Origin of the sequence: Arcicella sp. LKC2W (assembly GCF_034931005.1) — a bacterium.
Lineage (GTDB): Bacteria > Bacteroidota > Bacteroidia > Cytophagales > Spirosomataceae > Arcicella.
Window position 1 is genome coordinate 1 of record NZ_JAYGIN010000007.1, and the last position, 21,126, is coordinate 21,126.

The 21,126-nt window shown below is 34.7% G+C and carries 18 protein-coding genes; 9 read left to right on the forward strand and 9 right to left on the reverse strand.

The genetic code is table 11. The features are described from left to right. Positions 1-296: 296 nt before the first annotated feature. Positions 297-506 (reverse strand): putative signal transducing protein, encoded by a 210-nt coding sequence (locus VB796_RS07225; RefSeq protein ID WP_323345849.1) that lies wholly within the window; start codon positions 504-506, stop codon positions 297-299. A 12-nt stretch (positions 507-518) separates the two neighbouring features. After that, positions 519-1,454 (reverse strand): CPBP family intramembrane glutamic endopeptidase, encoded by a 936-nt coding sequence (locus tag VB796_RS07230; protein ID WP_323345850.1) that lies wholly within the window; start codon positions 1,452-1,454, stop codon positions 519-521. Between the two features lie 143 nt (positions 1,455-1,597). On the opposite strand from VB796_RS07230, the gene dusB reads away from it, so the two are divergent. From dusB to VB796_RS07245, 3 genes are all read left to right on the forward strand, one after another. Beyond that, complete coding sequence (gene dusB / locus VB796_RS07235) at positions 1,598-2,599, forward strand: tRNA dihydrouridine synthase DusB (protein WP_323345851.1); 1,002 nt, start codon at positions 1,598-1,600, stop codon at positions 2,597-2,599. A gap of 89 nt (positions 2,600-2,688) precedes the next feature. Further along, positions 2,689-3,765, forward strand: coding sequence for a sensor histidine kinase (locus VB796_RS07240; RefSeq protein WP_323345852.1), 1,077 nt, complete (start codon positions 2,689-2,691; stop codon positions 3,763-3,765). A 3-nt stretch (positions 3,766-3,768) separates the two neighbouring features. Beyond that, positions 3,769-4,485 carry a LytTR family DNA-binding domain-containing protein gene (locus tag VB796_RS07245; protein ID WP_323345853.1) on the forward strand — a complete coding sequence of 239 codons (717 nt, stop codon included), beginning with the start codon at positions 3,769-3,771 and terminating at the stop codon, positions 4,483-4,485. A 137-nt stretch (positions 4,486-4,622) separates the two neighbouring features. On the opposite strand, the gene VB796_RS07250 is transcribed toward VB796_RS07245, so the two are convergent. Further along, complete coding sequence (locus VB796_RS07250; RefSeq protein WP_323345854.1) at positions 4,623-4,748, reverse strand: hypothetical protein; 126 nt, start codon at positions 4,746-4,748, stop codon at positions 4,623-4,625. Here VB796_RS07250 and VB796_RS07255 point away from each other — a divergent pair. The 4 genes from VB796_RS07255 to VB796_RS07270 all read left to right on the forward strand — a co-directional run bounded on the left by VB796_RS07255 (position 4,747) and on the right by VB796_RS07270 (position 10,467). Further along, positions 4,747-5,502 carry an intradiol ring-cleavage dioxygenase gene (locus VB796_RS07255; protein WP_323345855.1) on the forward strand — a complete coding sequence of 252 codons (756 nt, stop codon included), beginning with the start codon at positions 4,747-4,749 and terminating at the stop codon, positions 5,500-5,502. The two genes, VB796_RS07250 and VB796_RS07255, sit on opposite strands and share 2 nt — an antisense overlap. Positions 5,503-5,509: 7 nt before the next feature. Next, complete coding sequence (locus VB796_RS07260) at positions 5,510-6,205, forward strand: pirin (RefSeq protein ID WP_323345856.1); 696 nt, start codon at positions 5,510-5,512, stop codon at positions 6,203-6,205. Between the two features lie 699 nt (positions 6,206-6,904). Then, positions 6,905-9,517, forward strand: coding sequence for a TonB-dependent receptor (locus VB796_RS07265; protein ID WP_323345857.1), 2,613 nt, complete (start codon positions 6,905-6,907; stop codon positions 9,515-9,517). Between the two features lie 152 nt (positions 9,518-9,669). Further along, positions 9,670-10,467, forward strand: coding sequence for an energy transducer TonB (locus VB796_RS07270; protein WP_323345858.1), 798 nt, complete (start codon positions 9,670-9,672; stop codon positions 10,465-10,467). Between the two features lie 692 nt (positions 10,468-11,159). Here the strand turns inward: VB796_RS07270 and VB796_RS07275 are convergent. Beyond that, positions 11,160-13,745: a TonB-dependent receptor domain-containing protein gene (locus VB796_RS07275; RefSeq protein WP_323345859.1), complete on the reverse strand. Its 2,586-nt coding sequence runs from the start codon at positions 13,743-13,745 to the stop codon at positions 11,160-11,162. A 666-nt stretch (positions 13,746-14,411) separates the two neighbouring features. Further along, positions 14,412-15,182: a LytR/AlgR family response regulator transcription factor gene (locus VB796_RS07280; protein ID WP_323345860.1), complete on the reverse strand. Its 771-nt coding sequence runs from the start codon at positions 15,180-15,182 to the stop codon at positions 14,412-14,414. A 67-nt stretch (positions 15,183-15,249) separates the two neighbouring features. On the opposite strand from VB796_RS07280, the gene VB796_RS07285 reads away from it, so the two are divergent. After that, positions 15,250-15,801 carry a GNAT family N-acetyltransferase gene (locus VB796_RS07285; protein WP_323345861.1) on the forward strand — a complete coding sequence of 184 codons (552 nt, stop codon included), beginning with the start codon at positions 15,250-15,252 and terminating at the stop codon, positions 15,799-15,801. On the opposite strand, the gene VB796_RS07290 is transcribed toward VB796_RS07285, so the two are convergent. Both VB796_RS07290 and VB796_RS07295 read right to left on the reverse strand, forming a co-directional pair. Then, entirely contained in the window at positions 15,787-16,839 is a 1,053-nt protein-coding gene (locus VB796_RS07290; RefSeq protein WP_323345862.1) for a sensor histidine kinase, read from the reverse strand. The two genes, VB796_RS07285 and VB796_RS07290, sit on opposite strands and share 15 nt — an antisense overlap. A 70-nt stretch (positions 16,840-16,909) precedes the next feature. Then, positions 16,910-17,554 (reverse strand): hypothetical protein, encoded by a 645-nt coding sequence (locus tag VB796_RS07295; protein ID WP_323345863.1) that lies wholly within the window; start codon positions 17,552-17,554, stop codon positions 16,910-16,912. A 458-nt stretch (positions 17,555-18,012) separates the two neighbouring features. Here VB796_RS07295 and VB796_RS07300 point away from each other — a divergent pair, with 458 nt between their 5' ends. Next, positions 18,013-18,549 (forward strand): hypothetical protein, encoded by a 537-nt coding sequence (locus VB796_RS07300; RefSeq protein WP_323345864.1) that lies wholly within the window; start codon positions 18,013-18,015, stop codon positions 18,547-18,549. A 205-nt stretch (positions 18,550-18,754) separates the two neighbouring features. On the opposite strand, the gene VB796_RS07305 is transcribed toward VB796_RS07300, so the two are convergent. Beyond that, positions 18,755-20,026 carry a cation:dicarboxylate symporter family transporter gene (locus VB796_RS07305; RefSeq protein ID WP_323345865.1) on the reverse strand — a complete coding sequence of 424 codons (1,272 nt, stop codon included), beginning with the start codon at positions 20,024-20,026 and terminating at the stop codon, positions 18,755-18,757. Between the two features lie 82 nt (positions 20,027-20,108). Beyond that, entirely contained in the window at positions 20,109-21,026 is a 918-nt protein-coding gene (locus VB796_RS07310) for an AEC family transporter (RefSeq protein WP_323345866.1), read from the reverse strand. Between the last annotated feature and the right edge of the window lie 100 nt (positions 21,027-21,126).

Consider the following 21,126-nt stretch of genomic DNA (forward strand, 5'->3'; position numbering starts at 1 on the left):
GTATTAGACGTTGCAGGTCAATCCTTTTGAATTTCTATAAACATGGTATTAGACGTTGCAGGTCAATCCTTTTGAATTTCTATAAAACATGGTATTAGACGTTGCAGGTCAATCCTTTTGAATTTCTATAAACATGGTATTAGACGTTGCAGGTCAATCCTTTTGAATTTCTATAAAACATGGTATTAGACGTTGCAGGTCAATCCTTTTGATTTCTATAAACATGGTATTAGACGTTGCAGGTCAATCCTTTTGAATTTCTATAAACATGGTATTAGACGTTGCAGGCAACGTCTCTACATAAGACCTGCTTCGTTTTCTACTAAAAATTTTGCTAAAACAGAATCTTGCAAAGGTACATGCACTTCACAAAGTCCAAATAGATACGAACTGTCTTGTTTATTCATAATTACCGCATCAATATTGTGTTCATCAACCAAAAAGGCTTTTGCTAATTGTGCTTTAATTGGACTTGTCGATTCATATATTTTTTTCCAGTCATTCATAAATTCAGAAGTTTAAACTTTATCTACGTCCGACACTCTATTCATCCAAAACCATCGTAATAATAAAATGGTCACGACTAATGAACCCAACGCCATACTCAAAGGTACGGATTTTGTGTCTTCAATATCCATATCAACCATTTTCATATCGCTCAGATAAGCCATGATAAGCGTAAAACCATTATTTACGATGTGGGCAAACATCGGAATCCAAAGGCTTTTTGTCCAGAAATATAAATAGCCAAATAAAGCACCCAGCAACATTCTTGGTACAAATCCAAAAAATTGAAAGTGAATAAAGCTAAAAGTAAACGCTGAAAACCAAATGGCAACATGAGGATTTTTTGTGGCTTTCAACACAATATTTTGTAACACACCTCTAAATAAAAGTTCTTCACTCACACCCGCTAAAACAGCTACCACCACCAAAGCAACAATCAATTGTGATATTGAATGGAAATTTGTCAGAAATTTTGTTAATTCAGCGGTTGCATTTTCACTGTCTTTCATCGCTTTCTCAACATTCTTCCATGTATCAGGTAGTTTCATATTCTGATTCATCTCAATAATCAGTGCATCAAAACCCATAAAACCAATCACTAAAAGTGCTACCAAGACAAAATCAAGCGGTTTTGCTTCCTGGAAACTTAAAGTATGAATGGTTTGTTTTTCGATATAATACCAATAAAACAATGACGCAGCAATGAACGGAATAGGCGTTGAAAACGTCTGAAGTGCCATTACCCCATCGTACATATTTTGATATTCATTGAGATGTTTTGAGAATTCTGCCACTTGTTCAAAAGGCATTCCCGTCATCGACGAAAATAAAAAAATAGCGATTAATGAGCCAATGGTCATGAAAACAAGCGTAAAACCTACCAAAATAAGGATTTTAGCAAGAAGTGGTTGTTCTCTTTGTGGTTTTAAATTATCGGATTGTGTCATAATGGTTGTAAATTTACATAACAGTTAGCAGTTATCAGTAAACAGTTACCATTTATGGAAGCTAATTATTGACAAAACCTTTAATTATTAGTCAATTATAATCAAGATTTTACTGATAACTGTTTATTGATAACTGAAAAGCAATGGTTAAAATAAAAGATATAGAATTAGGCGAATTTCCTTTGTTGTTAGCACCAATGGAGGATGTTTCTGACCCGCCTTTCCGTGCTGTTTGTAAAGCAAACGGAGCAGATTTAATGTACACCGAATTTATTTCTTCGGAAGGACTAATTCGTGATGCCGCAAAATCGGTTCAGAAATTAGATATTTTTGAATATGAACGCCCTATCGGAATTCAATTATTTGGTTCAGACGTTGAAACGATGCGTGTTTGTGGTGAAATTGCCACCAAAGCAGGGCCAGATTTGATTGATATAAATTATGGTTGTCCCGTAAAACAAGTGGCTTGTCGTGGAGCAGGAGCGGCATTATTGCAAGATATTCCCAAAATGGTGGACATGACAAAAGCCGTTGTTCAATCAACGCACTTGCCTGTTACGGTAAAAACCCGTTTGGGCTGGGACGATACCACCAAAAATATTGAAGAAGTAGCTGAACGTTTGCAAGATATTGGCATCGAGGCACTTACCATTCATGGACGTACAAGAGCTCAATTATATAAAGGCGATGCCGATTGGCGTTTGATTGCTAAAGTAAGGGAAAATCCAAGAATTAGAATTCCGATTTTTGGCAATGGAGACATTGATTCGCCTGAAAAAGCGTTGGAATATCGCAATCGTTATGGCGTTGATGGCATCATGATTGGGCGTGCTTCCATTGGTTATCCTTGGATTTTTAATGAAATAAAGCACTTTTTCAAAACGGGGGAGAAATTAGCCCCACCAACTATCGACGACCGCATTGATGTTTGTCGAAAACACTTAGATTTTAGCATTCGTTGGAAAGGAAACCATGTTGGAATTGTAGAAATGCGTCGTCATTATTCTAATTACTTCAAAGGTATTTCTCATTTTAAAGACTTTAGAATGAGATTGGTTACTTCTATGAGTTATGAAGAAATCATTGGTATTTTAGACGAAGTGTCTGTTTTCTATCAAAATGAAGAAATATCTGTTATCAATTAATCGTTAATTTCTCATTATTACTTACCGTTTCATTACATCAAACCACCGATATTTATTGTGAATATTGGTGGTTTTTTCTATATTCGGTGATGTTTCGATTAAAATTTACCCTCATAATTCACCTGCTTGGTTGGCTACTATTTTGGGCTTTACCATTCTTTTATATGTCGCAAGGGACAAGTACCGATTTCGACATTTTAGTTTCTCGTAATTATTTGCTTTTTATTGGAGTTTATCTAACAGTTTTTTATCTGAATACGCTTTTCTTAATTCCCAAACTATATTTTCAAAAACACTATCTGCTTTATTTTGGCATATTTGCCATAATGCTTATAGTGGTTTCATGGCTAAAGCCTTATGATAATTTAATTTTTCAGAAGTTTAATCATTTTTCAGAACAGCGTATTTTATCACCTTCAGAATTTCATGGTCAATATCGCCCCGAACCTCCGCATGAAGTTCAACGCCGTCCACCATTTGTGGATATTGTTAGTATTTTCCTATTCTTTACTATTTGGATGTTGGGCATGGCAATTACGGTAGCTCTGAAATGGCAACTGACCGAGAAGAAAGCAGTCCAAGCTGAAGCCGATAAAGTGACAGCAGAATTATCATTTCTGAAAGCTCAAATTAACCCACATTTTCTATTTAATACGCTGAATAATATTTACACTTTGGCAACGATGAATCATGAGAATACTGCTCCAAGTATTATGAAATTATCACACATAATGCGTTATGTTACCGATGAAATAACAGAAGATTTTGTGCCACTATCCAGTGAAATAGCGTGTATTAGTGATTATATCGACTTACAAAAACTACGACTTACGCCAAAGACGAGCGTGTGTTTTGAAGTAAATGGGGAGGTTGGATATAGAGAAATTGCTCCGCTAATCTTAATGACTTTTGTGGAAAATGCCTTTAAACACGCTGTGAGCAATCGGGAAGAATCTGCAATTATGATTAAAATTTTAGGAGAAAATAATACGATAAAATTTAGTTGCCAGAATACTCTTTTTACGCAAGCCAGAAAAGTTGAACGTACAGGTATTGGGATTCAGAATACAAAAAAGAGATTAGAATATTCGTATCCTGAGAGACATTCTTTGACTATTTCTCAAGAAAATGGACTTTATATGGTTGAATTATTTCTGCAAAACTAAACTATGAAACTACGGTGTGTTGCCATTGATGACGAGCCATTGGCGTTGTCTTTGATTACCCAATATGTGGCTCAATTCTCGAAATTAGAGCTTCTACAAACTTTCAATGATGCCATTGAAGGAGCTGAGTTTTTGGCTAATAATTCTGTTGATTTACTGTTTATCGACATCAATATGCCTGATATTACGGGGCTTGAATTAGTAGAAAATTTGTCAATAAAACCCATGATAATTTTCACGACGGCTCATAAAAAATTTGCCTTAGATGGTTTTGAATTAGAGGCAATGGATTATCTTTTGAAACCTATTCCTTTCGACCGTTTTAGTCGTGCAGTCATTAAAGCAATTGACTATTTTGATTTGAAAAATAATGTCAAAACAGAATCTCCTCAATATCTTTTTGTTCGGTCGGAATACAAAATGGTTAAAATAGCCGTAGCAGATATTGATTATATTGAGGGTTTGGTAGATTATGTCAAAATACATTTATTAAACTCAACCAGACCAATTCTTTCTTTGATGACGATGAAGGCAGTTTTAGAAAAATTACCTTCGGAGCAATTCAGTCGTATTCATCGTAGTTTTATCGTTCCGAATATGAATGTAAAAGCTATCCTCAATAAAAAAGCTGAACTTATTTCAGGCAAATCCATTCCAATCAGCAGTAGTAATCAAGACTTTATTGATGAATGGATGAAACAATCATTCACTAACCGATAAAAGGCTGATTTTCACCGACAAACGAATACTCGGAAGCAATGAATAACGTTTACCCTCTGTATTCATTATTGAGTATTGGGAAGTATGTACTTGTTCATCACAAATACTTAAACAGCTTCTAAAATCCTAAAACTTACTCAATCAAGAAGCATATTCTTTAAGCTAACCGATAGAAATACACATTTTACCGATAAATAACCTTGCACAGGCATTGTTGTTTTCAAAATGACGTATTCTTCAAAAACGATTATTATTAAAAACATGAAAAGAGAAGAATTTTTGAAAAAAGGTTTTAATAGCCTTATCGGATTTGCCGCAGTATTACCCATTTTGGATGCTTGCAAATCATCAAGTGTAGAGCCAACAACCACTACTGGTACCACTACTGGAACAGGGTCAACGAATGGGAGTTCGGCAAGTAATTGTACCGTTACCAATAGCGAAACGGCAGGGCCTTTTCCTACAAAAGTCCCTGAAAGTTTAGTATTAAAAGATATACGTTCTGATAGAACTGGTGTTCCTTTTGCTTTTACAATTACCATTAAAAATGCCAATTCGAGTTGTGCTGTTTTGGCTGGAGCATTAGTTGATGTTTGGCATTGCGACAAAGACGGTTATTATTCTGAGTATGGTGGAACTTCTATGCAACAACAAAATTTTACAAGTGTACACTTTTTGAGAGGTCGTCAGGTAACTGATACAAACGGACAAGTTTCATTTCAATCAATTTTCCCAGGTTGGTATCAAGGACGTGCTACTCATATCCACGTACATATTTATAACTCAGCAGGTAAATCATTATTGGTAACACAAATTGGATTTCCAGAAGCAAGTGATAGTGCAGTTGTAGCTGTAAATGCCTCATCTGCCAATGGTTACACCAAAGGAATGTCGGGTTATACTTACAATGCTTCGGATAATGTATTTGCTGATTCTATTGCTACCGAAATAGGTACAATTACTGGAAGTGTAGCCGCAGGATATAATCTTACTCATACAATCGTCGTAAGTGCATAAAATAATAATGGATTTAGAAACTCAAGCTCAAATATATTTAGCCGACCAGCGGGGAATCTCGCAGGTTGGCTTTTTTCGTAGTTTTCATACCTTCAATTTCGGGCATTATTTTCATGAAAGCAGAACGCCCTTTGTCAATTTGCAGGTTTTCAATGATGATACTTTGAAGGCAGGACATCGCTTGAAATTGAAATTGGAAAAAAACTCAGAAGTGATAATTATACCGATTGTGGGCGGACTTGAATTTCATAATTCATTAGAAACAGGTTTTTTAGAGGTGGGACAAGTCCAGATTTTTTCGGCTTTGGCAGCCACTGAATATGAAATTATTAATCCTTATGAAACTGAAGAAATTAATTTTTTGCAAATTTGGCTGAATAATGATTCAGTAGATTTTACCTCGAAAATAGAAGTAAATGCTTTTGATTTTGAAGATAAAAATACAATGTTGCCCATTTTTTCAAAAAATAGTCAAAGAGGATTTATTGGTAAATACGACGGGAGAAAGAAAGAAGAATTTACCTTTGAAAAATCTGAAAATGATATTTTCTTTTTTGTACTTAGTGGAGCTTTTGAAGTCCAAGACCGACTTCTTCACACCAGAGATGGCTTATCCCTTTCAAATTTCAAAATGATTGATTTTGAAGCACTCTCAAACGATGCCATTATTTTAATGTTTGAATTGGTACTTCAGCCTCAATAAATACCCAAACCTAAAGATTCCAATACACCGATTGTTGCATTTTGATGTTTAATTTGGACAATGAAAATTTCCAATTCGTTCAATTTGAAGCGTTTAGCTTGAACGTTAGCTGAAAAATACTAAATTGTTATATTTTGGAAATAAAATGAAAATACTTGACAACCATTTCTAATCTTCCTATATTTGTTCAGTATTTTAAGTATTAAGGATTGACCCGCCAGTTTAGAGAAATTCAGTTCCAATCATGGAATATCCGCTCACGAATTTTCTTTAATTATCCATTAAATACTTATTTTACCCTGAACTATTCAAAAATAAATGCCTTAAATTTTCCTTGCGTTTAAGAATTGTTTTGAATCTTTCAATCACAAAATCCTTACTTGTACACAAAAGACTATTTTTCCTTTCGTAAAATCATAGTATTTTATCTGTACGGGTGCATTATTCCGTATTTATCAACACTCCATTTAATCTTATTTTCCGCCAGAAAAGCACTAAGTCAGTTGTAGAAAACTATCTATTCTATTCTTGTTTTTGAGCAGGATGGAATAAAAAACGATATTTTTAACCAAAACAGTTTCTTTGGCAATCAATTTGTAGTAGTAGCTAAATAACAAAGATAGTCTTATCAAAAATAGGGCTGTCTGAACGCTTGTATATTACCCATAAAAGTTTCTTAAAGCAATATCCTTACTCATCATGAAAAAATTATTCAAATTAAGCTTCCTAATCATTCCAATTTTCTTGAGTGTCACGGCATTCGGTCAAGGTATCAAAGGAAAAGTTATTGATGCCGACATTAAAGAAGGTATCGTAGGTGCGACAGTTACCATCGAAAATACACCTTATACCACTTCTACCGATTTACAAGGTAATTTCTCAATCAAACTTCCTAAAGGCGATTATAAAATGAGTGTCAGCTTTTCAGGTTATGAAAAGAAGATAATCTCAGTCATTGTGCCTGCTACCACTATCATAACCTTGCCAGATGTTTCTTTAGAAGAAGCCATTGCTACTGCACAAGACGAAGTTTTGGTGGTTGTGGGTAGCCGTGCCACAGAAGGGCGTGGCAAAAATGAGACAACTGCCCCAATTGATGTTGTTACTTCGGAACAATTACAGGCTTTTGGACAAATGGATTTGAACCAAATTCTTCACTTTTTAGTACCAGCATTTAATTCAAATCGTCAGTCAGGTTCAGATATTTCAGACCATGTTGACCCAACTTCATTGAGAGGTTTAGGCCCAGACCAAACATTGGTGCTTATCAATGGAAAACGTTTTCACCAGAGTGCATTGATTGGTACATTTGGTTCTCGTGGAAAAGGAAATACAGGTACTGATTTGAATACAATTCCAGTGGCAGCCATTGACCATATCGAGATTTTGCGTGATGGGGCGGCTGCACAGTATGGTTCTGATGCCATTGCAGGTGTTATTAACTTGGTTTTGAAATCAACGACGAAAGAACTTACGGGTAGTCTGAACGCTGGAGTTTATGCAGCAGGTGATGGTATTATTTTTAATCCAAATTTGAATTATGGTTTGAAAATCGGAGAAAATGGATTCTTGAATATCACCGCAGAAGTATTATCAAAAGAGAAAACATTTCGTAAGGCTGATGCTCAATATCTTGACTACAAAGGTCAGAATGGTAGAACCTTATTTGGAGATGCTTCTTATATTAACAGTAGTTTTTATCTTAATTCAGTAGTTGCTCTTTCTGAAAAAACCAAGTTTTATTCGTCGGGAGGAATTAATTTTCGTTCAACCGATGCTCAAGGATTTACTGTTGATACTCTAAATCCAAGAAATGTAAAATCTGTTTTCCCGAATGGTTATGAACCAAGAATTGGGTCGGATATTTTTGACGGAAGTTTGACGATTGGTTTAAAAACAAAAACTAATAATGGTTGGGAAATAGATTTATACAATACTTACGGAAAAAATAGCTTAAAATTATCTACGCTTAATACCGTAAACCCTTCGCAAGTATTAAGTACAAATATTAAGAATCAAATCAATTTCGATGCAGGAGGATATAATTTATCACAAAATACAACGGGATTAACTTTCACGAAGAGTTTAGAAAATGTGTTGTCAGGTGTAAATATTTCATTAGGTTCTGAATTTAGAACTGACGCTTATGGAGTAGTAGCGGGCGAAGAAGCTTCTTGGAAACGTTACGGGAATGATATTGAGGTTGCTGGTGGGGCTCAAAATTTCCCAGGTATTCGTCCAGATAATGCTTTGACTGCTTCACGAACCAACTTTGGCGTTTATGGTGATGCTGAGGTAAATGTTACCAATTCATGGTTGATTGCAACGGCACTCCGTTACGAAAATTACAGTGATTTCGGCGGAACACTTAATGGTAAAATTGCTTCTCGTATTAAAGTGGCAGATGCACTTTCATTTAGAGGGTCATTTAGTTCAGGTTTTAGAGCTCCATCTTTAGCTCAGGTTTATTTTGGAACAGTTATCAATGACGTTGTTGTTGACGAAATCACCAAAAAACCTACTTATGTTGAACGCTTAATTGCCAATAATCAAAGCTCAATTACAAAGGCTTTGGGGGTACCATCGTTGAAACAAGAAACTTCATTAAATGCCAGTTTAGGATTTGTTATTCAGCCAAGTAAAGATTTTTCAGTATCGGTTGATGGTTATGCCGTTAATGTGAAAAACCGTATCGTTTTGACAGGAGAATTTTCTGCTTCTGACCAAGGTTTAGAGGGAATTTTCAATAATTTGGGTGTAGTTGCTGCACAATTTTTTGCCAATGCTATTGATACTAAAACCTATGGCGTTGATGTTGTGACTAATTATACCACAACAATCGGATTAGGTACTTTGACTTCTTCATTGGCATTTAACTACAATCATCTTGATATTGATAAAGTTGTCACCACTGGTGCATTGGCTGGTAGAGAAGAGCAATTCTTGGATAGACGTGAACGTTCATTAATTACTTATGCTGCTCCTAAATATAAATTCCATGCTTTATTAGACTATAAATTAAATCGTTTTTCATCATCGGTTAGAGTTTCAGGTTTTTCTTCGATGGAATTAGTTGATTATAACTCTGCCAATGTTTTACCCAATATGTATGGGGCAAAAATGACGACTGATTTGTCTGCTGGTTATAGTTTGACAGAGAATATCAAATTTGTGTTGAACGGTTCAAATATTTTTAATGTATATCCAGACAAACAAAATCCAGGAAATACCGAAACTGGTGGTATGTATGAAGCTATACAGATGGGTTTTGGAGGAAGTTTTTACTCTGCTCGTTTGAAATTCAAATTCTAAGAAGCTATTTAGGTTAATTTTTTGAAGACCAATAAATTAACCTAAACAACTCCTAAAACAATACCTAAAAATCATTAAACAGGTTGTATAAGTTTTATGCAACCTGAATTATCCTTACTCAATCATAATAGATAAGTAAACTACGCATAACTATGAAGAATTTATTTATTGTAATATCCTTTTTATTTGTAGAAAATATAGCCTCTGCCCAACAGCGGTGGAGTTCTGCTTTTGTTGGTAAACCAGAATCAAGAGCGTTATATGCTTCGAATGTTGCCAAAGCCATTCAGAATGCTTGGGAAAATGAACTCGCTTCAAAAGAAAAAAGTGAACTTTTATTAGACGAGATTATTTTTGGTCAAGAATATGATAGAAAAGTAAATCAAGAAAATGAAATATCTAAAACTTTATCCAATAATATTGACGAAATTGAGGAGGTTTTAGGAATTAAGGAAAACGCTGAAGACCCTGTTAAAAAATTAACTGTTACTCAAAACAACAGTGTAAGTCCCAATGTGAAAGTTGAGAAAATTAAGATAAATGAGATAGAAGAACCTACTCAGAAAAGACTCAGTAATTCAAACAAAACAGTTACAAAAAGTAACGTGTCAATTATTGATGAGGATATTGTGATGGACACTGTTTATGCCATTCCGCAGGTGACAGCGATGTTTCCAGGAGGAGCAAATGCAATGAAACAGTTTTTTGCTAAAAATATAGAAACGCCTGAAAATGTAGGGCAAAGTATTAAAGGCAAAGTATTTGTAAGATTTATCGTTGACAAATACGGAAAAATTTCAAGAGTTTATTTAGTAAAAGGACTTAATGATGCTTGTAATCATGAAGCGATGAGAGTAATCAAGAAAATGCCATCTTGGATTCCTGCGAAAGAAGGTGAGCTGAATGTAAATTCGTGGCACACACTTCCAATTTATTTTGAAATTGAATAAGATTCATAACGACGTTGAACTGAACCAATTTAACCGCTGATTTTTTAAAACTTTACTTTTAGAAACTTTGTTGATTTTTACAGCCCTCTTGATTTTCAAGAGGGCTTTGTTTTAGGAATAACGAAGTCAATACACAAATTCGTGAATTTATAGTCGAAGAAAATCGTTATATCAAAGTGTGATAATTGTGCAAGTTAAAATTTCCTATTTTCGTATAATTTCCTATTCTATCTATTTTTCGTTAATAATTATTAAATGCTTAACAAATGTCAATAAACGACCTTTGAAGCAACCGTATAATAAAAAGGCAATAATATTTATTTGAATTATGGAGTTAAATTTTTATGTTTGTCAGAATACTGGGTATAACTAAATATTCTCTAAAATTGTAATTGATTAGAGGTTTTATAATTACTATTACTTGACTTTTAGGTACAGCTTTGTTGTACATAACAATAATATTTAAAATATAAAATATGTTGTGAGGAATTGAATTTTATTTGAACTCATAACTATATTTTGGTGTGTTAGTGATATATTTTGGCGAATCCCTTTGGGGTTCGCCAAATTTTTTTGTGTCAACTTTACACCTTATTTTCATTTGATGAATTCTTTTTGTAAAAAAAATCCTGCAATAAAATCTATTGCAGGACTGAAACTCAGTTTGATTGATGTATTAGTGTACTTTAAAATTATCTTGGACGACCTCCGCCACCTGTTGGTGCTGATTGTGCAGGAGCTTGCTGACCACCGTCTCCGCCACCGTCTTTCAAATCGTCGTTATTAACTGATTTCTTTTTCTTCTTCGTTTCCGTAAATGTCATTTTTCCAATTCTGTAACTGAAATTGATTTTGAAGTTCATGTTACGCAAAGTAGTTGTACTGTTTTGCATAATTGTTGGCGAGTCAACATTGCTTTTGATAACAAAACCATTTGGTGTAAAGAAGTTTTCAGCACCAAAACCGATACTTCCTTTTTTGTTCAAGAAGTCTTTCTTCACACTTAAACTATACATCGCAAATCCACCTTGATTTCCTTGCAATTGCACCTGATTTCCTCTGTAAAATGCGAAGGTTTGTAAGCCCCAACCTTTAGCAAGGTTATAACTACCAAATAATCTGAAACTGGCTACCCAACCTTGGTTACTGGCATTATAAAGTGGGTTTGGATTGTTGTTTTTCAAAACGGTATAGTAAACATCTGTACCACCACCCAATTGAAGTTTATTAGAAATATTTACGTTTCCAAAAAGGTTCATACCGTAAGCATCTTCATTACCAATGTTGAAAAAGTTTGTCAAAATAATTGGTCTTCCTTGTGCATCAGTGGTACTTGTACGTACACTTTGGATACCTCCAGTGGTATTACGCATGAAAAGTGCGGTTGTCAAGAATGTATTTTTGAAGAATGTATTTATCGTAAATTCGTAGTTGTTGGTAAATTCTGGAGCCAAATTCGGATTACCTTCTGTAACGTTCGATGGATTAGAAGCATTACGGTTTGGATTCAAGAATTGTAACGAAGGTCTTTGAATACGACGGTTATAAGCAATTTTTAAAGTTGTTCCGCCTTTTAAACTTTTAGAAAGGTTGATACTTGGTACAAATGTTCCGTAATCAGCAATATCAATGTTTTGAGCCACGCCACCTTCTGAAGTTTGTGTTGCATCAATATTGGTGTATTCATAACGACCACCTACTTTTAAGCTATACTTTTTCTTTGTGGTAAGGGTGTATGAAAAATACGATGCTGCGATATTTTGGTCATAATCTAATGAACCATTGTTGCCAAGTTGTCTAAAAACAGAATTTACTTTTCTGAAAATTCCTTTTCCACCAAATTCAATCATTTGTGTTTTACCGATTGGTGTTTGGTAGTCAGCTTGAACGGTTGATTCTTGGTTATAACTTGGGTTTGTATTTGAAATAATATTCTGTCCTAAGTTTACTAATGAATCTGGAAGGTTTAAGATTGTGTTCGTGAAATTGTTATTACGATTGTTTCTACTAAATTGACCCGATAAAGTAAATTCTTGTTGAGGTTTCTTGAAAGTGTGCGTATAGTCAAAGTTTGCATCAACGTTATTTGAGTTATCCAATGATTCTACATTACGAGTTGTTGAGCTTGACAAAAGATTATTTCTGTAAATTTGAGATAATAATCCATCTTGGAAACTTGATTGATTTCTTGCTCCTAAACGTACAGAAGCCGTAATTGAGTTGGTTTTGTTAATATCCCAATCCCAACCTAATTGGTAGTTTCCAAATAAACCACTGTTACGAGTTTCAGCACTTTGGTTGTTGGTTGTTTTAACGCCGTCAGTACCAGTTGTAATTTGATTGTTCTCAAAACGACCATTCACATTATAGTTTGCTCTACCGAAACCTCCTAAAGAGAAACCCATATTCCCTCTACGGTAATTTCCATTTAGTGATAAGTTTCCACCTCTAATACCGACACTTGTATCCAAGTTCAAAGTAAGACCTTGTAAGGTATTTTTCTTAGTGATGATGTTAATGATACCTGAAGAACCTTCAGCGTCATATTTAGCTGATGGAGAAGTGATTACCTCAACTGACTTAATCATGTCCGCAGGAATTTGTTTTAAGGCATCCGCAACGCTACTTGCAATGATGGTTGAAGGCTTATTGTTTATCAAAACTCTTACATTTTGGCTACCTCTCAATGAAACGTTACCGTCTAAATCTACTGTCAAAGAAGGTACTTTTCTTAGAACGTCCGCACCGTCTCCTCCTTTATTGCTGGCATCTTTTTCAGCATTATAAACCATTCTATCCACTTTGTCTTCCATCAATGAACGTTGACCTTCAACGGTAACTTCTTGAAGAACTTGTGTACTTGGATTCAATTTGATAACGCCCAAATCAATTTCATCGTTTTTATTCACGATTTTCACTTCAACCTTTTTAGACTGAAAACCCATGAATGAAATTGATAAAATGTATTCGCCAGTTGCGATTTTTGTCAACGAAAATTTCCCTTTATCGTCGCAAATTGCTCCATCAACAGGTTTTTTGTCTGCCTTGTTCATCAAGGCAACACTTGCGTACTCAACCGCTTGTGAGGCAGCAGAGTCAATTACATACCCCGTAATTTTGGCAGAACCTTTTGGCGTTGCTTGTGCAGTACCAGGAATGGCTGTTTGCTCTGTTCTTCTACCTCCGCCCATTCCTCCCATGCCACCCATTGGAAATTGAGCAGAAATGCTATTGGCATAAAAACTTAAAAATGTTAATAATAGTAATACCTTTTTCATGAATTCTGATAATGTTATTTACGTGTTGTTTTTACGTAATTTTTGCAAAGTTGAAGCGTTTTCTTGATTGATAAAATTAAAATAGTACAAATGGGCTGTTTTTTTGATAAGCGGAAAAACTCAATTTTTAGTCATTTAAGACATATTTATAACACAAAATTGCACTTGTTAGCCTTAGTTTTTGACAATTTTCGACCAACATAGAAAGTGTGTCGATAAGAGGGGGTTTTTAGGGTATCAAGGGAATTGCTTTTGGGAGGAGGAGGGATGAAATTTATGGGTAGTTATTGCGGAGAATATCAATTTTCAATGGTACAAAGAATCAGGTAATTCCGATTTCAACGCTGACGGATTTACGTCCTGTCAGCGTTAGATATATTTCTTAAATTGTTAATGTTAGTAGGGATTTAGGATTTAGTTTTTTCATAAGCTTGATTACCAAAGATTTATGGTATTTTAAAACGGATTTATATACTTATTGTCGCAAAACCTCACCCCCAACCCCTCTCCGATGGAGAGGGGTTGGGGGTGAGGTTTTGTGACTCAAATTTAACTTGCGTCAATAAGTACATATTTCCGTTTTAAATGCCGTCTAAATTGGAATCCCCTGATTAATAGCGAGTTCCAACACTAATGCCCAACAACTAAATCCTAACGCCTATTAATCTATATCTCAAAAAGCTCTTTGATGGCATCACCAAATGTACCTCCCGAAATCATTTTAGATTGAGCTTTGTCTTTCATCGTAATTTGGTATTTACCGTTGAAATGTTTTTCTATCTCCTTGATTTTTTGAGTGTTAATAATGTTTGCTCGACTGATTTGTAAGAATTGAGCATCAGGAAGTTTTTCTGATAAAATAGAAATGGTATAACTGGTGAGATATTTATTGCCGTCGAGTGTTACTAAAAATACGTATTTGTCTTCGGCTTCAAAATGGCTAATATCTTGTAAATCAATTAATAATATTTTATTTCCAGTTTTTACTGAAATTGAACTGATAGCTTTTTTAGGACGCATCGCTTCTATCATTTTCAAAATATTATCATCAAAAGGACTTTTGGTTTGATGCTCATTTCCTGCTTTCCAAAGATTAAGTTTTTGAACAGTCTTCTCTAAACGTTCGCTTTCGATAGGTTTTAGCAAATAATCAATTGAGTTTTCTTCAAATGCTTTAATGGCGTATTCGTCATAAGCGGTTGCGAAAACCACCAATGGCAAGTGTTTTAGATGAGAAAGCATCTCGAAACCTGTCATAACTGGCATTTCAATGTCTAAAAAAATTAAGTCAGGTCTGAGTGATTCTACCATTGCCAAACCCTCTGCTCCATTATTAGCCCGTCCGATAATTTCAAAAGTATCGGTATATTTGCTCAATAATCGTTCAAGGCGGCTAATGGCTAATTTTTCATCGTCAATTAAAATGGTTTTGAACATGGTTATTATGGGCTAAAATCCCATCTTTAATTAAAAATTATGCTTTAAAATAATTAATTTATATTCAATGATAGAAATTTATTCAGAACGTTTGAGATTAATACCGCTTGATAATCTGCTACTTAATATTTGGAATACACAAGGCCGTACCGATATGACGGCTAAGCTGGGGTTTAATGCCTGTGATTGGAATATTGATGAATTTTATCTTGCTGAAACTCAAGATGCTCTTCAAAATTTTTGGTTGCCCATGACCGAACAAAATCCCGCTGATTTCTTTTGGTACACCAATTGGGAAATCGTTTTGGTTTCAGAAAATACTTCTGTTGGGGGGATTGGTTTTGCAGGTTTCCCAGACCAAGATGGCGTTACGATGGTTGGTTATTTTATTGATGGAAATCATCGTGAGCAAGGTTACGCCACTGAAGCACTGACTTGTTTGATAGATTGGGCAAAGTTAGAGCCAAGTCTCAAAACTATCATTGCTGATACACCTTTTTTTAATTTTCCATCTCAAAATGTACTTAAAAAAGCAGGCTTTAGAGAATTTTCAATTAGTGAAACAGAACATATTAATCAGAAAATTCAATTGAAAAACTGGAAATTATCGCTTCGGTAATGACAATATGACGGCTTTTTCGGGTTCATTAACAATACTCATCATGGCTTTTTCGCCCGATAAAAGCCGAAGTTTGTCTTGGATAGATTTCAGTCCGTATCCCGAAAAAATATTATCAGGAAAAGGAACGCCATTGTCATGAATTTTGATAATTAAGTTGCCTTTTTCTTCCGAAATATGAATCTTAACGATGCCGTTTCCCGCTAATTTTGAAATCCCGTGCTTAATTGAGTTTTCTACGATGGGTTGAATTAAAAATCTTGGAATCTGACAATTTTGTAAATTTTCATTTTCAAAGGTTAACGCATAAACTAAACGTTCATCAAAACGCACCTTTTCTACTTCCAAATAGGTTTTTACAATTTCTAATTCGTTTCTTAAAGTGTCATAATGTTCATTATTTCTACCCGTTGAAAAGCGATAAAACTTTGAAAGATTCATCACCATGTGTTCGGCTTTATCGGGGTCTTCATGTACCAATGAGGCAATTGAGTTCAAGGAATTGTACAAAAAGTGAGGATTTATTTTTGCCTCCAAAGCCGCTAATTCTGCCTTTGTTTTGAGGTCATTTATCTGCAATATTTGATATTCTTGTTCCGTCATTTTGATAATTTGTTTACGTTCACGGGTGAACCAATAGTAAATGAGGTTTATGCCCAAAATTGGCCCTAAAGTAAACAAAGCATCATACCAATCTCGTACTGTATTGTCTATATTCTGGTATTTTTTTTCATCAAATAATTGATAGAGAAGTGAGAATGTGTAGAATTTGAATAGTGCAACACTAATGGCAAAAATCGTCAGCGTAAAATGGCGAAATATGATAGATTTTAATTTTACACCAAATTTTAGCATCAGCCAACAGCCCAAAAGCATAGAGGAGGCATCAAAAATATTACTGTAAATAATATTGATGATGAACTCACGATAATGAGTTTTTCCTCTGAGCATTCCAACGATAAAATAAATATGACCGTTGAATGCCATAACCGTGAAGAAGCCCAATATCCAAAAACGCCCCCAAAAACTTGATTTCATGTTTTTATTATTTTGAAGAAAATGCTTTGACGTGAAGAAATAATAAGCTTATTTCTTCACGTCATGAATGCTATTTACAAGCCTTTGCTAAACCATTTACTTGTTCTAAACCCCATTTTGGTGCAAAAGGGTTTGTTGGTTTGAAGTTAGCGAATTTTTGGATAGCGGTTTGTATTTCGGGACAAGCTTTTTCTGCTCCGCCACCAAATTGTTGAGGTGTGTAAAAAACCATTTGTGCTTTCAAAGTATAAGCACGTGGATTTTCTGGGTTTATTTGTTTGGCTTTGGCAATTGCTCCTTCAAATGCTGAACCAAATTTCATCCAACGAGCAGCACCATCAACTGAAATTCTCATCATGGCAACTTGTGCTTTTAATACCTCAATTTCGTCGGGAGTGCTTACATTTTGTTGTGCTAATTTTGTGATAAATCCCTCCGTTTTATCCAAATATTTGTCAATTTCAGCACCCTCTTTTTGTTTTTGGGCGATTAAGTTATAAGACAAAGCTGCATAATAATTGGGAAGCCATTCGTTGGTTTCGGAGTTGGCAATTCGTTCAAATTTATTAGCAACTTCTTGTAAACTTGCCACATCTTGAGCTTGTCCTAATTCCATTAATGTTGCACCCATTGCTTTCATAAAACGTTCATTGTCAGTTGCTTTTGTGATAAATGATGCAATAAAAAGGGCGATAGTAAATATTAACTTTTTCATGATTTGATATTTTTTAAAATTTAGATATTATTTGCTTATTTGATGATTCAAAAGTAGCTGACCACGAAGATGAAATATATAGGAATCCGATAAACTGGGGATTTTGCGGAGTGAATTGCGTGTTTTTAAGTGTGGATTTTTATTTAGATAGGTAGGGCAACCGATCGATTCGGTTAATATAATTAAGTAAAGAGATTTGTGACATTTTATTTGGTAATACGTTCCCGAAAGTTTTAAACTTTCGGGAACGTATTTATCCAATCTTTTAACTTATGATATCTATCATTCGTCTTAGGGAGAAGTACCGTTTAATAAATACGAACAATCTAAACTGTGATAAATGTACTATTTTTGTTTTATTAAGCTTTAATCTGGGCTTCTTAAAGATAGCTTTTCTTTATCTTAAAGAAGCTATCATTTTCCATCAGATATTTTAAATAACATAAATATATTTTAATATGAAAAAAATACTATTTAGTCTTTTAGTTGTTAGTTCAAGTTTATTCTTTGGTTGTAAAGGAGAAAAAGGTGATGTTGGACCACAAGGTTCAACAGGTGCTACTGGAGCAACAGGTGCTACTGGAGCAACAGGTGCTGCTGGAGCTGCTGGAGCAAATGCTTCAACAGCAAGATATTATGATTTTACACTTGATTTTACAGGTAGTACATCTTCACCAGTAAAGGATTATATCATTCCAAATTTTAAAGTCGATTCTGAAATTCCGATTACTTATGTAATAAGTTCATCATTATTTGATTTACTCCCGATAAATCAAAATGCAGTTTTTGAAGCTGATGGTAAAACTATTAACATTGTTGATATGTCTGTAACTCATGGCTCTTCTGGACTAATGTTTATCAGGGAATATAATTATGCTAAAAATGGAGTTTCTTCATACAAGTTCAGAACTGTTATCATCCCAATATTCAAAGGTGGAAGAATACCTTCAATGACTTATGAAGAATTAGCAAAAATGTATAATTTACCTCGCTGACCTTGATTTGAATAAGTATCTGTGAATCAATTTTTTGTGTTAAAAAACCAATACTATTATCACTCCGATTAAAAAATTGATGTGGGCTTAGTTAAAATACTTGGAAAGGTTTATTCCATTTTCGATAAAAAAAGAGTGAGGTAAATAATGATTTGTTTTATGATCATTATTTACCTCACTCTTTTCAAATATCAATTCCGATTGATTACCCCTCAAAAGCCGCCTCCATCTTCTCTCTATCAAATTCGCCTTCATTATTGGCTAACCAAACCGTAGCCACTCCGTTTCCGATAAAATTGGTGATGGCACGAGCTTCCGACATAAATCTGTCAACACCCAAAAGTAAAGCCAAACCTTCTACGGGAATTACTTTTATAGCCGTTAGCGTTGATGCCAACACGATAAAACCACTTCCTGTTACGCCTGCTGCCCCTTTTGAAGTTACCATCAAAATACCGATAATGGTCAAAATTTGTTGTAAATCTAAATGAACATTGAATACTTGTGCCAAGAAAATAATGGCCATTGAAAGGTAAATCGTTGTGCCGTCCAAATTGAAAGAATATCCCGCAGGCACTACCAATCCAACCACCGATTTTGAACAACCCATTTTCTCTAATTTTTCCATTAAAGAAGGCAAAGCGGCTTCTGAAGACGATGTTCCCAACACAATTAATAATTCTTCTCTGATGTATTTTAAGAATTTCAGAAGGTCAATTTTATACGTTCTCAAAATCAGATAAAGTACCACAAAAATAAAGCAAGCCATTGTGCAGTAAACCGTTACCATCAATTTAGCCAAAGGTAAAAGTGTCTGGATTCCGTATTTGCTAATGGTAAAAGCCATTCCTCCAAATGCCCCAACGGGTGCAAGCAACATGACTTTATGCAATGCCCAAAAGATTTTCTTTGAAATGGGAGCAAGCATATTGACAATTTTATCTCGACCTGAATAGTTACTTAATGCCACTCCTAAAATAATGGCTAAAAGCAAAACTTGGAGTGTGGCATTATCCCAAAAGAATTTCATCCAACTAAAACCAACTTCGGCTGATTTTGTGTATTTGGAAATATCACCACCTTTAATTTCTGAGGTAACCACGCCATCGCCAGGACGAAGCACGTTTGCAATCACTACGCCAATGAAAAGAGCTACCGTTGTGACAATTTCAAAATATAGTAAAGCTTTTGCCCCTACTTTGCCGACTTTCTTTAAATCTCCCATTGAGATAATTCCCAAAGTGATGGTCAAGAAAATAATTGGGCAAATAAATAGTTTTACGATACTGATAAAAAGACTGCTTAGGAGTTCACTAAAAGTAGTTTTTATCTCGAATTCTGAAAAATATAGACTGAATTTTATGGGCTTTTCTAAAATGGGCTGAAGGGCAATTTCGGGATGAAAATGTCCCAATAATACACCCGATACAATAGCGGTGAGTACCCAAAAGGTTAAGTTTTTAAAAATGTGTTTCATGTATTTTAGTTATGAATTATGAATGATGAGTTATGAATTACGAACTATGAATATATCAAGCTAATTTATGGGAAGTCATGTCTTAAAATTCATAACTCATCACTATTAAATACCAAATGCCAACGTTTAATAGTGACAATGGAATACTGATACTGACCATTTGAGTGGCTAATTTGGGATTTAATCCGTAATTGATAGCGATAATTGTGGCGGTATTCATTGAACCCAAAGCCGCCCCAACGACTGAAATTTTTCCAATAAATGAATGTTCGCCAATGATTAAAATGTATAAAATGAAAATCAACAGCGGGGCAATGAGTAATTTATAAAAAAGTCCGTATAAAAGAGGTTTCACTTGTAAATCTTCTCGTTTGAAACTTATTTGTAATCCTACCGAAATTAAGGCTAAAATGCCAAAAGGACTACCAATTTTCTGTAAAACTTCGACACTCCAAGCAGGGAAATGGAAATTTGATAAATTCAAGACTAAGGCTACACAGAATGATAAAAAGGGTGGGAATTTGAAAATATCGCTGATAATTTTTTGGGCTGAGACTTCTTTTGCTGAATAATACGAAGCCGTAAATATTCCTAAAGTTCCACAAACAACAAATGAACCCGCTTGGCTCATGAGTACGCCTATTTGTAAACCTTCCTTGTCAAAGAGTAATTCAAAAATGGGAAAACCCACAAATGATATACTACTGATGCCCGCCGTGAGGGTCAACGCTCCCGTAGTGCTACGGTCAAGTTGTAAAATCGGAGCTAATATTTTGAAGAAAATAAAAGAGCAGATATACAAAATGTAAGGCATTAAAATGGGCAATGCTTTATTTTCTTCAAAATGAATTTCGGTGGTATAAAGCAAAGTCAGGGCGGGCAAACAGACGTATATAATAAAAGAATTCAAGACCAAATGGGCATCTTTCGGAAAGCCTCTTAACCGCTGGAGAATTATTCCCAACAGTAAACAGACGAAAAGTAGTAACAAATTGGTCAAGAGAAATTGTTTATATGTTTAGTTGTACTTAGTAATGCTATTGATAGTACATGGCACGCAGATTACGCAAATTGTCAAATGCAGATGTGTGTACAGGCTT